At 68.7% G+C, this 13,873-nt stretch carries 9 protein-coding genes; 3 read left to right on the top strand and 6 right to left on the bottom strand.

The features are described from left to right. Positions 1-183 precede the first annotated feature (183 nt). Genes prmC through rho form a run of 3 tightly spaced genes read right to left on the bottom strand, consistent with a single transcriptional unit; the run spans position 184 to position 3,894 of the window. Entirely contained in the window at positions 184-1,065 is an 882-nt protein-coding gene (prmC, locus tag C1Y63_RS01935) for a peptide chain release factor N(5)-glutamine methyltransferase (RefSeq protein WP_233195523.1), read from the bottom strand. 10 nt (positions 1,066-1,075) lie between these two features. After that, the gene (prfA, locus tag C1Y63_RS01930) at positions 1,076-2,152 is read right to left on the bottom strand and encodes a peptide chain release factor 1 (protein ID WP_106014773.1); all 1,077 of its coding nucleotides are present in this window, start codon (positions 2,150-2,152) and stop codon (positions 1,076-1,078) included. Further along, positions 2,152-3,894 carry a transcription termination factor Rho gene (rho, locus tag C1Y63_RS01925; RefSeq protein WP_233195532.1) on the bottom strand — a complete coding sequence of 581 codons (1,743 nt, stop codon included), beginning with the start codon at positions 3,892-3,894 and terminating at the stop codon, positions 2,152-2,154. Before rho ends, prfA begins: the two co-directional genes overlap by 1 nt. A gap of 1,374 nt (positions 3,895-5,268) precedes the next feature. On the opposite strand from rho, the gene C1Y63_RS01920 reads away from it, so the two are divergent. Beyond that, a complete protein-coding gene (locus C1Y63_RS01920) occupies positions 5,269-7,002 on the top strand; it encodes a long-chain fatty-acid--CoA ligase (protein WP_106014771.1) in 1,734 nt (577 codons plus the stop codon). A 102-nt stretch (positions 7,003-7,104) separates the two neighbouring features. On the opposite strand, the gene C1Y63_RS01915 is transcribed toward C1Y63_RS01920, so the two are convergent. Both C1Y63_RS01915 and C1Y63_RS01910 read right to left on the bottom strand, forming a co-directional pair. Beyond that, positions 7,105-8,097, bottom strand: a complete 993-nt coding sequence (locus tag C1Y63_RS01915; RefSeq protein WP_106014770.1) for a nucleoside hydrolase — start codon at positions 8,095-8,097, stop codon at positions 7,105-7,107. Positions 8,098-8,216: 119 nt separating this feature from the next. Further along, positions 8,217-9,641 carry an MFS transporter gene (locus C1Y63_RS01910; RefSeq protein ID WP_106014769.1) on the bottom strand — a complete coding sequence of 475 codons (1,425 nt, stop codon included), beginning with the start codon at positions 9,639-9,641 and terminating at the stop codon, positions 8,217-8,219. A 667-nt stretch (positions 9,642-10,308) separates the two neighbouring features. On the opposite strand from C1Y63_RS01910, the gene C1Y63_RS01905 reads away from it, so the two are divergent. Together C1Y63_RS01905 and C1Y63_RS01900 are read left to right on the top strand one after the other, a co-directional pair. Further along, the gene (locus C1Y63_RS01905; RefSeq protein ID WP_106014768.1) at positions 10,309-11,250 is read left to right on the top strand and encodes a ribokinase; all 942 of its coding nucleotides are present in this window, start codon (positions 10,309-10,311) and stop codon (positions 11,248-11,250) included. A gap of 224 nt (positions 11,251-11,474) precedes the next feature. Continuing rightward, positions 11,475-12,992: a hypothetical protein gene (locus tag C1Y63_RS01900; protein WP_106014767.1), complete on the top strand. Its 1,518-nt coding sequence runs from the start codon at positions 11,475-11,477 to the stop codon at positions 12,990-12,992. Positions 12,993-13,157: 165 nt separating this feature from the next. Here C1Y63_RS01900 and C1Y63_RS01895 read toward each other — a convergent pair whose 3' ends face one another. After that, the gene (locus C1Y63_RS01895; RefSeq protein WP_106014766.1) at positions 13,158-13,865 is read right to left on the bottom strand and encodes a hypothetical protein; all 708 of its coding nucleotides are present in this window, start codon (positions 13,863-13,865) and stop codon (positions 13,158-13,160) included. Between the last annotated feature and the right edge of the window lie 8 nt (positions 13,866-13,873).

Genomic DNA, 13,873 nt, shown 5'->3' with positions numbered 1-13,873 from the left:
AATATGCCAAGAAGAGAAAAGGTGAAAAAGAGTAAAGAAGAGAAATCACGGTGGGCGCGGCATCCTCCCGGGGAGCCATGGGCGCCGGGGTTTCCCTGCGGGCACGCACCCACCGTGGCGGGTGTTGCCCCACACCATCACAGTGATGGTTGGGGCAACTGCCGTCGTGAGTCCGCGCGCGACTTACGTGGCGCTGCGGCCGGCCTTCATCCGGGTGGCGGTGACGAAACGGGGGCGGCCCGCCAGGTCATGACGCTCCTGGATGTTGGTGAACGCCTTGGTGGCGCTCACCGCCTGGGTGACACGCGACTGGGTCGTCTCGTCGTGCTCCACGCCGAAAAACCCTCCCGGCGCCAACCAGTGGGCGGCGACCCGCGCCATCGGCTTGATGACCGCCATGCCGGTATCGGCGGCAAACACCGCCGCCAACGGGTCCGCACGAGTCTCACTGTCCGTGGCGTGCCCCGTGGGCACGTACGGCGGGTTGGAGACAAACACGTCCACACAGCCCGGCTGGTCCAGCTTGGATTCCAACACCTCCATCCGGGTGGCATCCGACTGGATGATCTCCACGCGCGGGTCGATGGCGCCGACGTTCGCCCGGAGAAACTCCACGGCCTGCGGGTACATCTCGATGGCGATGACTCGCGCCGCGGGCACCTCCCGGGCGATGGCCAATCCCAGCGCCCCGGAGCCGGCGCACGCGTCGACCACGATGGGGTGCTCCACGCCGCGGGCGATCGCATCCCGGGTGGCCTGGATGGCGATCTCCGCGAGTTGTTCGGTCTCCGGGCGGGGAATGAACACCCCGGAGCCGACCGTGAGCTCGAGGCCGTAGAAATGCGCCCGGCCGAGGATGTGCTGCAGCGGTTCGCGGCGTGCGCGGCGGGCCACCAGTTCCTGGTAGCGCGCCACCAGCGCCGCATCCTGCGGGGTATCCGCCAACCCCACCTCGAGGGCAGGAATGCCGAACACATACTCGGCCAGAAGTGCGGCGTCGACGCGCGGGGAGGCCACACCCGCGTCGGCGAGTTGGGCTGTTGCTGTCGCTATGAGTTCACGCACGGTGTCAACTCTACTGCTCTGCTTCCAATCGGGCAGCCCGATCGGCTGCCTGCAGGGCCGTGAACAGGTCCTCCAGGCCGCCATTGAGCACCTGATCCAGGTTGTTGGCCTTGTAGCCGATGCGGTGGTCGCTGATGCGGTTCTCCGGCCAGTTGTAGGTGCGGATGCGCTCCGAGCGGTCCATGGTGCGGATCTGGGCGGCGCGGCCTTCCGCGGCCTCCGCGTCGGCCTGCTCTTCGGCCATCTGCTGCAGTCGCGCGGCGAGCACCTGCATGGCGCGCGCCTTGTTCTGAATCTGCGAGCGTTCCTTCTGGCAGGTCACCACGATGCCGGTCGGCAGGTGGGTGATACGCACCGCGGAGTCGGTGGTGTTCACGCCCTGGCCGCCCTTACCGGAGGAGCGGTAGACGTCGATACGCAGGTCCTTGTCGTCGATGTCGACTTCGCCGACCTCGTCCGGCTCCGGGTAGACCAGCACGCCGGCGGCGGAGGTCTGGATGCGGCCCTGGGATTCGGTGACGGGCACGCGCTGCACGCGGTGCACACCACCCTCGAACTTGAACACGCTCCACGCCCCGTCAGCGCTGGGCTGCTTGGAGCGGATGGTCATGGTCATGTCTTTGACGCCACCGAGATCCGACTCGTTGAGGCCGAGCACCTCCGTGGTGAAGCCGTGCCTGTCCGCGTAGCGCTGGTACATGCGCGCCAGCTCCGCGGCGAACAGTGCGGCCTCCTCGCCGCCGGCACCGGACTTAATCTCCATGACGATGTCGTCGGCGTCGTGCGGGTCGCGCGGCGCGAGCAAGTCGGCGAGCTTTTCTTCCAGCTCCACCTCCTCGGCGGCAAGCCGCTCAGCTTCCGCAGCGAACTCGGAATCTTCGCGCGCCATCTCGCGGGCGGCCTCAAGATCCTCGCGCACGCCCTCGAGCTGCTCGTGCACCTTGATGATGGGCTGCAGCTGGGAGTAGCGCTTACCGACGCGGCGGGCGGCGGCGGCATCGTTGTGCAGCTCCGGGTCGGACAGCTGCGCCTCCAGGCCCTGGTATTCGGCGAGGATGTCGTCGACGACGGAAACAGTGCTCGCCATTAGGAGTAGTCCTCCTCACCATCATCGATGGCCATGTGCTCAGAGTTCATGACCTGCAGCAGGAATTCGCCGTTGTTCTTCGTCTTCTTCAGCTGGCGGATGAGCAGGTCGATGGCCTGCTGGTTGTCCAGCGCGGAGAGAATGCGGCGCAGCTTGTGCATGACGCGCGCTTCCTCCGGGGCGAGCAGCAGCTCGTCCTTGCGGGTGCCGGAGGGGTTGACGTCGACGGCGGGGAACACGCGCCGCTCGGAGATCTTGCGGTCCAGCTTGAGCTCCGCGTTACCGGTGCCCTTAAACTCCTCGAAGATGACGGTGTCGCCAGCGGAGCCGGTCTCCACCATGGCGGTCGCGATGATCGTCAGGGAGCCGCCGTTTTCGATGTTGCGGGCGGCACCGAGGAAACGCTTCGGCGGGTACAGGGCGTTGGAGTCCACACCGCCGGAGAGGATGCGACCCGACGCCGGGGAGCTGTTGTTGTAGGCGCGGCCCAGGCGGGTGATCGAGTCCAGCAGGACGACCACGTCCTGGCCCTGCTCCACGAGACGCTTCGCGCGCTCGATGGCGAGCTCCGCGACGGTGGTGTGCTCGCTCGGCGGGCGGTCGAAGGTGGAGGCGATGACCTCACCCTTGACGCTGCGCTGCATGTCGGTGACTTCCTCGGGGCGCTCGTCGACGAGGACGACCATGAGGTAGCACTCGGGGTTGTTCTGTGCGATCGCGTTCGCGATGTTCTGCAGGATCGTGGTCTTACCGGCCTTCGGCGGGGACACGATGAGCGCGCGCTGGCCCTTACCGATCGGCATGATGAGGTCGATGACGCGGGTGGTCAGCACCTTCGGGTCGGTTTCCAGGCGCAGACGCTGGTTCGGGTACAGCGGCGTCAGCTTCGCGAACTCGGGGCGCTGGCGGGCTTCCTCCACGGACATGCCGTTGATGGAATCCACCCGGAACAGCGGGTTGTACTTCGCCCGGTTGCGGCCCGAGCCGTAAGTCGTTTCCTTGCCCGGCTTGATGGCGCCGATGATGGCGTCGCCGCGGCGCAGGCCGAAGCGGCGAATCATCTGCGGGTTGACGAACACGTCCGCCGGTGCGGCGTTGTAGCCGGTGGTCCGCAGGAACGCGACATTGTTGTCGACGATGTCGAGGATGCCGCCGACGGTGACGAGGTTCGACTCGTCGACCTCCTGCTCCCGTGCCTCCCGGCGATCGTCGCGACGGTCGTCGCGGTTGCGGCCCCGCTCGCGGCGGTTGCGGCGCCCGCGGCGCTCCTCCTCGCGCTCCCGGCGGGACTCGCGCCGGTCGTCTCGACGATCCTCCCGGCGGGCGTCGGAGTTCTTCTGCTCCCGGCCCTTGGTCTCGCCGCGCTCCTCGGAGTGGGACTCGGAGTCCTGGCCGCGCCCGCGGCGGCGTTCTTTCTGGTTCTGGCGGGCCCGGTTGCGGCGCGCCCGGCGCGCAGCGGAGCGCGACTCGTAGCGCACCGGCTTATCCTCTGCTGCCGCGTCCTCGGACTGGGAGTCCTCAGCCTGGGCGGGGGCCTGGGTGGCCGCTTCAGCGGGAGCGGCGGTGGCGTCGTCCGCGTGGGCGCGGCGGCGGGTGCGGGTGCGGGGCACGCTGGGTTCCTCGCCCGTGGGCGCGGACTGCGCCGGGCGGGTGCTGCGGGCGGCGCCGGCGGCGCTGATCATGTCGATCAGTTCGCCTTTGCGCTTGGCAGAAATCCCCTTGAGGCCCATGTCCTGGGCCATTTTCTTCAGCTCAGGCAGGCGCAGGGCAGACAAGTCGCCCGCGGCGGTCGTGGAGTTCTCGCTCACGAAGATCCTTTGATCCTTTCATTCCTCGCCCCACGCACCTCCCCGGCACATCGTGTGCGCGCAGCACCTCACCTCATCTCCCCTGACCGGTTCCGCACCGTGGGTCTGGGCGTCGCATCCTCGTCCAAGCCGGGGAAGCGACACCATCGTCCACTGGTGGCGGTGGTGGGGTGGGTGGGGGCTGCACGCCGTGCGGGTGACAAAGGTGGTGGCGCGGTCGCACACGGGTGGTGGCTGGTGCCTGCAGCCGGGTGTCTTCTTTACGAGCGTTCGCCGCCGGAAAAGACCGTGGTCGAACGCAGCGTAAGAGAACACACCGGTGTCGCAGGCTCAGCCACACGCCCCGTCGTGCGTAGGGCACTGCCCGTAGACCCCAGCACTAGCTCCGGGGTGTCTACGCCATCTGGCAGGCGCCGATGTCGACGGTGGTGAAACAGTCACGACGACGCACAGGGCTGCAACCGTGAGGAACATGCACGCAGTGCGTGTTCCTCACAGACGGCAATCCCGGTGTCACGACGATGCCACGCCACCTGGCACCCCACAGTGTTCTTCCCTTTGTTCTTCCCTTTCCCCCTTCACGGGGTTCTCCCAGCAGCGTCACGCGGGATATGCCCCAGTGGGCGAGTGCCCGGTGGGCAGATTCCTTGTGCGGTCGGCGGGCCTGCTCCATGAAGAGCAGCTCTCACGGCAACCACCACGCGGGCGGCCTTGCGTCGGCGACGCGGGAGAACAAGGAGGGGGTAAGACGAGAAAGAAAGATTGTGGGCCTTCACCCACACACGCGCAGTCATGCCCCGACCAACCCGCCGACGCAGTGTCGACAATGGCCTGGGAAACATGAGGGGTGTGTGTTTGTGGGTGCTGGGCACGCCTGCGGCAATGGTTGTCGCACGGCGTCGTGCACACTCCCGACAGGCCCCAGTGCACGCGGGATAATGCGTGTGGTGTGGGGCGTGACGGTGGCTTTTCAAACGGTGGTGCGCGTCCGTCGGCTCCCGGCTGACGGTCGTGGGTTGCACCAAGGCAACCGTGGATCACTGCCGCTCCGCCGCAGCAGGGTCTGCTGAAGCTGGCCGACTAAGTCGCAGCCGGTGGGGAGCGTGTGGTGCGCACACGTGGCATCACGTGGGTCGTGGTGAATTCACCATGACGGGTGTAGCGCGCATTAGTTTAGCGCACCCCCGCACGGTTTTCGATTCCTGGCACCGCAGACACTCCCAGCACCCCGGTGGTGGCCTGCGGTCGTGGGGCCGCGCGGGGCCGGGTGCCCGTCCGGTTCCGGGTGTGGCCGCTAGAGTGGTGGGCATGCTGAGCACCATGCAGGACGTGCCCTTAAACATCGCCCGGATTTTGCGCTACGGGCAGTCGATTCATGCTGGCACGACCGTCACCACCTGGGACGGCGATGACTACGAGCAGACCACCTTCGCCGCCATCGGCGCCCGGGCGGCCGCGTTGGCGCACGCGCTGCGCGACGAGCTGGGCATCACCGGCGACCAGCGGGTGGGCACGTTCATGTACAACTGCGCGGAGCACCTCGAGACCTTCTTCGCGGTCTCCTGCATGGGGGCGGTGTTCAATCCGCTGAACAAGCAGTTGATGAACGACCAGATCGCGCACATCATCAACCACGCCGCCGACGAGGTCATCATCTGCGACCGGCGGCTGGGCGGGCACCTCGCGGAGATCATGAGCGAGTTCGACTGCCCAAGTGTGCGGGCGGTGGTGTTCATCGGCCCCGGCGATGTCACCGAATTGGCGGCACTGTTTGATTCCTCGGTGGGGGTGTATTCGTACGAGGCGCTGCTGGACGGCCGGGCCGCGACCTTTGACTGGCCGGAGCTCGACGAGCGTACCGCGGCCGCCCTGTGTTACTCGACGGGGACGACGGGCGCGCCGAAGGGGGTGGCGTATTCGCACCGGTCGATCTACCTGCACTCGATGAACCTGCGCACCACGGATAGTTTCGCGGTGTCCCACGGCAACACCTTTTTGTGCTGCGTGCCGATTTATCACGTGTTGAGCTGGGGTGTGCCGATCGCGGCCTTCGCCTGCGGGGCCCCGCTGGTGTTCCCGGGCACGGATGTGTCCGCCCCGCAGCTCGCGCGCATTATTGCCGCCTCCCACCCGCGGGTGGCCCACGGGGTGCCGACGCTGTGGATCGCATTGATGAACCACTACCGCGCCCACCCCCCGGAGCGCATGAGCCTCACCGAGATTTTCGTCGGTGGTTCCCCCGCCCCGCCGATCCTCATCAAGATGTGGGAGGAAGCCTACGGCGTCGATGTCGTCCACGTGTGGGGCATGACGGAGACCTCCCCCATCGGCACCGTCGCCCGGCCCCCGCAGGGTGCGTCCGGCGAGGCGCGCTGGCAGTACCGCATCAGCCAGGGCCGTTTCCCCCCGTCCCTGGAATACCGGGTGGTCAACGATGGGGAAAACGTCACCGGCACGGACCGCAATCAGGGCGAAATTCAGGTGCGCGGCAACTGGGTGACGGGCGCCTACATGCATTCAGCCACCTCGGAGGACGGCGGCCCGGCGCACACGTTCCGCGGTAAGGATGTCCACGACGCGGCCGACAAGTTCACCCCCGACGGGTGGCTCCGCACCGGTGATGTGGGCTCGGTGTCGAAGGACGGCTACCTCACCATCGAGGACCGCGCCCGCGACGTCATCCGTTCCGGCGGCGAGTGGATCTACTCCGTGCAGTTGGAAAACCTCGTCATGGAGGCCGCCGAGGTCGTCGAAGCGGCCGTCATCGGCAACCCGGACGAGAAGTGGGGCGAACGCCCGCTCGCGGTCACCGTGCTCCACGCGAGTGTGCCCCGCGGCGAGGAGGAAGACCGGGCGACGGCGGAGAAGCTCCGCGATCACCTGCGCGCCACCCTCCCGAGCTGGATGCTTCCCGAGTACTGGACCTTCGTCGACCACATCGATAAGACCTCGGTGGACAAGTTCGACAAAAAGGACCTGCGCCAGCACCTGCGGGACGGCCACTTCACCGTCATCAAGCTCAAAGGCCCCGGCGAGAAATAACTCCCCCGCACGCACGCAGCCCCCGACCTCACACATGGTCGGGGGCTGCGTGCCTAAAGCTGTGTCTCTGCGCGTATGGCGCGCGCATCGCGCGCCGTGCGTTTAGATGACGGGGCGTTGTTCGATGGCGGCGATCGCGTCGGTCACCAACGCCCAGAACTTCGCGTGATCCAGGTCGACCGCCACCTGGGTGTGGCAGTCGTCCGGCGCGGGGGCGCGGAAATCCGCCACCGTCATCCCCGTGGTCAGCGCGCCGGACAGTTCCACATCGACGGGCACCTTCACCGTGGAGACCACACTCGGGTCGATGAGGTAGGCGATGGTGCAGGGGTCGTGCACCGGCGGATCCTGGAACGCCTGGTTGGCCTGGTAGGCGGTGCGGAAGAACCCCATGAGGCCGACGACGAACTCGGCGGCGTCAGTGCCGAGCTCTGCGATGGTGCGCTCCACCTCCGGGGTGCACAGCGCCTGGTGGGTGAGATCGAGGCCCACCATGGTCACCGGCCACGGCTCGTTGAACACGATGTGGGCGGCCTCCGGGTCGACTTTGATGTTGAACTCCGCCACCGGCGACCAGTTGCCCTCGTGGTAGCCGCCACCCATGAGCACCACCTCACGCACCCGCTCGACGATCCGCGGCTCCTTCCGGGCTGCGAGCGCAATGTTCGTCAGCGGGCCCGTCGGCACCAGGGTGACGGTGCCCGGCTCGTTGTTCATGATGGTGTCGATGATGAAGTCGACGGCGTGGGTGTCCTGGGCGGCCTGCGCGGGCTCGGGCAGCTCCACCCCGTCGAGGCCGGTGTCGCCGTGAATGTCCTCGGCGACCTCCACGGCGCGCACGAGGGGGCGGGCGCAGCCCGGGTACACCGGGGTGGCAATCCGCGCCACCCGGGCCACGCTGAGCGCGTTGTGGGTGACCTTCGGCAGCGTCTGGTTGCCGCCGACGGTGGTAATGCCCAGCAGGTTGATGCTGGGGTGGCCGGCGGCGAGGATGATGGCGACCGCGTCATCGTGCCCCGGATCGCAGTCCAGGATGACGTTGTGCACGGCCGGGTCGGTGGACACAGGGGCCGGGGAAGCGGGAGTAAAAGTCATGACAACTCCGATACGAGGGGGACGAGGAGACCGAAAGAGATCACGGGGTGGGGCGCCCGCAGGCGCACGCCACCCCCGGAGGGCATCGAAAGCCGGAGAGCCTCAAAGGCCGCGCGCCCTTAGGCCGCGAGGGTTTCCGGCTTCGGGATGAGGAAGCTGGCGGCCAGTGCGGCGAGCAGGATGCCCATACCCGCCAGGGTAGCGATGCGGAAATCCGTGGCGGTGAGCACCGCGAACAGCACGGCGAAGGACAAGCCCGCACCCATGTTGAACGCGCCGGCGTTCATGCCGGGCAGGTAGCCCTGGTTATCCGCCGGGGAGAGCACAATCCCCAGGCCGTTGAGCATGATGTTGGTAATACCGGCGTAGGTGATACCGACGAAGATGGACACGCCCAGCAGCATCGGGCCGGTGATGTGGTCCACCATGGTCGCCAAGGCGCCCAGGCCGACGACGGTGCCCAGCAGACCGATCTGCAGCACCCGGATGTAGCCCATGCCGGCGGCCATGCGGCCGGCGATGGGGCCCATGAGCAGACCCGCCAAGGCGTACGGCGTCAGCGTCCACCAGCTCACCACATCGGCGCTCATGTTGGCGCCGGTCTCTGCCTGCGCGAGGTTCGGCACCAGGCCGTTCATGACGGCGAACACGCCCGTCATCGTCAGCGTCGTGGTGAGCAGCAGCGCCCAGGTGCGGCGCTGCGCGAGGTAGTGGGTGCTCACCAGCGGGTGGGTGGAGGCGCTCTCCACCTTCCAGAACACCACGAAGGCAACGATGCCGATGAGCAGCTCCACGCCGGCGAGCACCCAGTTGGCGTCGGCGAGCTTGCCGGCCTCGTTGAAGGCGAGCAGGATGCCGGCGAGGGCGACGACGAGGGGGACAGTGCCTGCCCAGTCCATGGGCATGCGGACCTCGGCGAAGGTTTCGCCGACGCGGGCAAAGATCGCCACGGCCGCGATCGCGCAGATGATCGCCATGGTCCAGAAGATGGAGCGGAAGCCCAGGTGGTCGGCCAGCCAGCCGCCGGCCAGGGCGTCGACGCCGGCGATACCACCGTTGATGGACGTGAGGATGGCCATAAGCAGGGCGTACTGCTTGTCGTTGGCGACGTGAGCGCGCAGCATAATCAGGCACAAGGGCACCACGGGGCCCGCCACGCCCTGGATGATGCGGCCGATGAACAGCATCGTCACGCCCTGCGCCAGCGCGGAGATCACGCAGCCGAGACCGGTGACCAGCAGCATGCCGAGGAGGATCTTCTTCCGGCCCACCAGGTCACCCCAGCGCGGCAGGAACAGGGAGAACAATGCCGCCGCGGTGAAGAAGGCGGTTTGGCTCATGCCGATCGCGGCATCGGTGGTGTTGAGTTCGCGGGTCATGGTCGCGAGCGCGGGCGACAGCATGGAGGCGTTGAGCTGGAAGGCGAACACTGCCACGAGCAGCGCCGCCAGCAAGGGGGCGGCCTGCGCGGTGGGGAGTGTCGGCGCGGCTGTATCGACGCCCCCGGTGCCGGCACCGGGGGTCTTCGTGGAGTCTGTGGTCATGAACACTCACCCTAGCTGCACCCCCGGCCCGCCTCCCACCCGGTTACGCGTCACCCACCGCCACACCCGCGCCCGCGACCAGCAAGAAAACCCCAGGGGGCATCCGCGTCCCCCGCAGTGCCCCGCCGGGCGGGCCGCGCGGGCCCCACCCACACCATCCATCGAAGGCAGGTCTGTGGCGACGATGAGCCCCAGGCAAACCCAGGCAGACACAGTCAAACGCGTTCACAACACTCCCCCACGCCCCTTGGGCCCCGGCGTCGCAGTGCCCGCCGCCCGGCACCCCACAGGCACCCACAGTGAGAGAATCGCCACAGATGCCGCCCACACCCACCGAGGCCACACTGCACCGTGCGACGCCAACGCACCCCGTGTGACGTGCAGAAATATCGCTCCTGCTGCAACCTCGTGCACCCGCACGTCAGCGCCAGCGGGCGCAAACCCACCCCCACACGGGGGTATGGTGGGAGTCATTGGCCGGCGCGCCGCGCCAGCCCCACCCGCGCCCACCCCGCCCCGCCGACCACGCGTCCGCCGGCGCTGGGGAATGCCCGACCGGGCATCGCGCCCTCCCCTTGTCTCCCCGTCGCCACTGCACCTGCGGGCCGTGTGCCCCCGCCCGGGCGCGGTGACGGTGGACACCTCGCCGATGTGAAAGGTTCCCTCGATGACGAACGCCTCCACCCCCTCCCACCGCATCGCCGTCGTCGGCTCGATTAACGCCGACCTGTCGGTGACCGTGCCCCGCCACCCCAAGCCCGGCGAGACTCTCCTCGGCACCGGCGGCCGCGTCCTGCCCGGCGGTAAGGGAGCCAACCAGGCTGTCGCCGCCCGCCAGCAGGGTGCCGAGGTCATCTTCATCGGCGCTGTCGGCGACGACGCCAACGCCACCGAGGCACTCAGCCTCATGAAGTCCTCCGGGGTGGACACCTCCCGCATTGAGACCGTCGACGCCCCCACCGGCCTGGCCGTGATCTCCGTCGACGCCTCCGGCGAGAACGCCATCGTCGTCGTCCCCGGCGCGAACGCCCTCGTCGACGCCGCCTACGTCAACCGCTTTGCTGACGATATTGCTGCCTGCGACATCGTGCTCTGCCAGGGTGAGCTGCCCGCGGAAGCTGTGGCCGCCGCCAAGGACGCCACCACGGGCCGTTTCCTCATCAACCTGGGCCCCGTCATCGACCTGCCGCGTGAGGTGCTGCTGGCCGCGAACCCGCTCATCGTCAACGAGCACGAGGGGGCGGCAGCGCTCGCGCAGCTCGGGGAGCCGGACAACTCCATCGGCCAGGACGATCTGGCGGAAAACCTCGTCAAGGCGGGCTTCCAGTCCGTCATCATCACCATCGGCAAGAAGGGCGCCATCGTCGCCGAGCCCGGCAGCCTCAAGCACGTCACCTCCCCGGGTGTGTCCGCCGTGGACACCACCGGCGCGGGCGACGCCTTCGCCGGTGTCGTTGCCGCACGGCTGGCCGCCGGCGATTCCCTCGTGGAGGCCGCCCGACACGCCTCCAAGGTGGCGGCCCTGTCGGTGACCCGTCCCGGCGCCCAGACCTCCTACCCCGCCGCCGATGTTGACATCGACCAGGCGCTCCAGGAGCTCGCCGACTAAGCAGCACTCGGCACCCGCTGATTCTTTTTCTCCCTTCTTCTCCCCGCCCGCCTGCAGCGCATGCACCACCCACGGTCCGCCGTGGGGGCGGCCGCCCCCGTGGTCGGCCCCGCACCCTGTCAGGCGGGCGGTGGCATGTCCGCGCCCGCGGCCTCGATCTCCTTGCTCAGGCGTGCCCCCGCGGGGGCCGACAGGGAGCGTGTGCGCTGCTACTGTTGTGTTTCGTGAGCCAGCAGCAGTCCTCCCCCACTCCTCCCGCAGGGGACACGGCCCCCGCCGCCGACACCTCCCGCGGGCCTCAGGCGCACCCCACCGGCGCGGTAGGCGCGCTGTTCGCACGCGCTGTGCGTGTGACCGCCACCGCCGTGCGCGGCGGGCTCAGCCTCTTCGTGCGTTTCTTCCCCGCCCTGCTGACCTTGGTGGCCCTCGGCATGGCGGGCCGGGGCGTGGTGCTGTGGTTGGCGTCCCGCCTGTCGGATTCCTCGCCGCTGGCCGGTAGCCTGCTCGTGCCCCTGGCGCCGATGTGTGTGCTGGCATCCCTGGTGGCCGCCCTATGGGTCATGCGCCCCGGCACGCACACCCTGTCGCAGCTGCCCGCCGTCGACCTCGACAGCAGCACAAGCGGGCCTGAATACCAGCTGCAGGCACAGCCGCGCCGCGGGATGGTGCTGCGCACGCACTTGCTCACCGTCGGCGGGCTGCTCGTGCCCTTCCTCGGGGTGTATGCCTCCAACGGCTTCCTCAAGGAGGACGTCCACCTCTTCATCGGCCAGTCCGCCCTCAACGAGCAGGCCCACTCTTTCGCCGACACCGATTTGTCCCGCGTCGCCCTCGGGGCGACCTGGCAGGTCGCAGCGCTCGTCGTCGTGGCGGTCGTGCTGCGCAAGATCATCGGCTATTTCGCCCTCGGGAAGAAGGGCCTCGGCTGGTCGGGAACGGCCGCCTACATTGAGATCCTGTGGATCAGCACCATCAGCGTCATCATCACCGCGAACACTGCGGCGCTCAAGGAGTGGACCGCCACCCGGGCGGTGTTCACGGAACTGCACTCCCGCATTGACGCCGCCATCGCCGCCGTCACCGGTGTGGATGATGCGCTCACCACGGCCATTGCGAAACTCGGTGGGGTGCTGGCCGCCGCCGATGACGTCGTGGTCGTCCCCGTCGCCTGGTTGACCGTCGGCGCTGTCGTCTTCGGCACCACCCTGGCGGCCGCACCGCCGAAGAAAACCCCCGCCCCGGCTGCCCCCGCCACGGACAGCGGCGCGGGTGCCGCGGCCGCTGCCCCGACCACCGCGGCGGCGGCCAGCACCGATTCCTCGGATGCGGCCGCCTGGAACGAGACTGTGCGCACCCGCGCCGCCGCTGAGGCCGAACGCTACCTGCAGGAAACCATCAAGCCTGTGGCGGGCCCCGCCAAGGCCATCTGGGCGGGCGTGAAGAAGATCGCCGCCGCAGGCCTCATCCCCATGCTGACGCTGTGCGTGGCCATCCTCTGCGCCCGCGCCGTCGAGGCCGCCACCGTCGCCGCGGTGCACGCGCTCATCGGCCCCCAGTGGGGGCTCATGGTCGATGCGGTGACCGCATGGGAGCTGCTGGCCGGCCGCATCGCCTACTTCGTGGTGGTCCTCCCGCTGGTGGCCGCCGGCGTCGACGCCGTCATTGGTGCCACCCTGGACACTGCGGAGGCGGACACCCCGGAGGGCTCCGCAGCACCGGCCACGTCCCACGCCACGGTGTAGCAAGCACCGCCGCACACGCCCCACAATCACCCTGCGGCCACGACCACATGGATCGCAGGCACCCACCCCCACAGATCGACACCGCCCCCACTCGCAGCGCACGAGCGCGAGTGGGGGCGGTCCGTCGTTGCGGGGCCTTAAGCCGCAGGCCGACAGGTGAGCCTGCTAGGTGGCGGGCACCACGTCGCTGGGCGCGGGCAGCGCCAGCTCCAGCGCGTGCGGCGGGTCCAGCGACAACGTCAGTGTCTCAGGTGTCGTGCCCTCCGGCAGCACGAAGATCAGCAGCTTCTCATAGGTGCCGGGGCGGGGCGGGTACCAGTCCTGACCCCCGCCCGGGGTGTTCCCCGGCACGCAGGCAAAACGATCCTCCACGGGCAGCTCCACGTCCGGATCCTTGTGCAGCGCCTCGCCCAGGTAACGGAACTCCTGCCGCCCACCGGGGGTGGACCCCAGAGCTGGCACCTGCGCGGTGAGGGTGGCGTGGCAGAACATCAAGTCGAGATCCGGGTCGGCGGTCACCTGAAAACGCACCCCCCACAGCACAGAGCCCGTGGCCGGGTGGAAGAACGGCACCCGCTCCGCGGGCACCTCGCCGGAGGACAGCAGCTCCACGGTGGCGTCCGCGGGTGCCGGGGTGTCCTCAAGGACGCGGCCCACCAGCACCCCCTGGTCGCCGACGGCCACGTGTGTGACCTGGGAGTAGGTGTTCGGCCGGACGGTCTCCACATAGGTGTAGCTGCCGGCGGCGACGGCCGCCACGACAGCCGGCACGGCGGCCAGCCACCACCACGGCCGCGCCCAGCGGCGTGCGGGCGGCAGAGCGCGGCCCCCCGCAGGGGTGGGGGCCTGCGTCGGTGCGGAATGTTTCGCCATGGTCCTCA

It is taken from the genome of Corynebacterium sp. 13CS0277, assembly GCF_002994655.1.
Taxonomy (GTDB): Bacteria; Actinomycetota; Actinomycetes; order Mycobacteriales; family Mycobacteriaceae; genus Corynebacterium.
The sequence above is the reverse complement of the archived record's forward strand: the minus strand, read 5'-3'. Positions and strand labels throughout refer to the sequence as shown.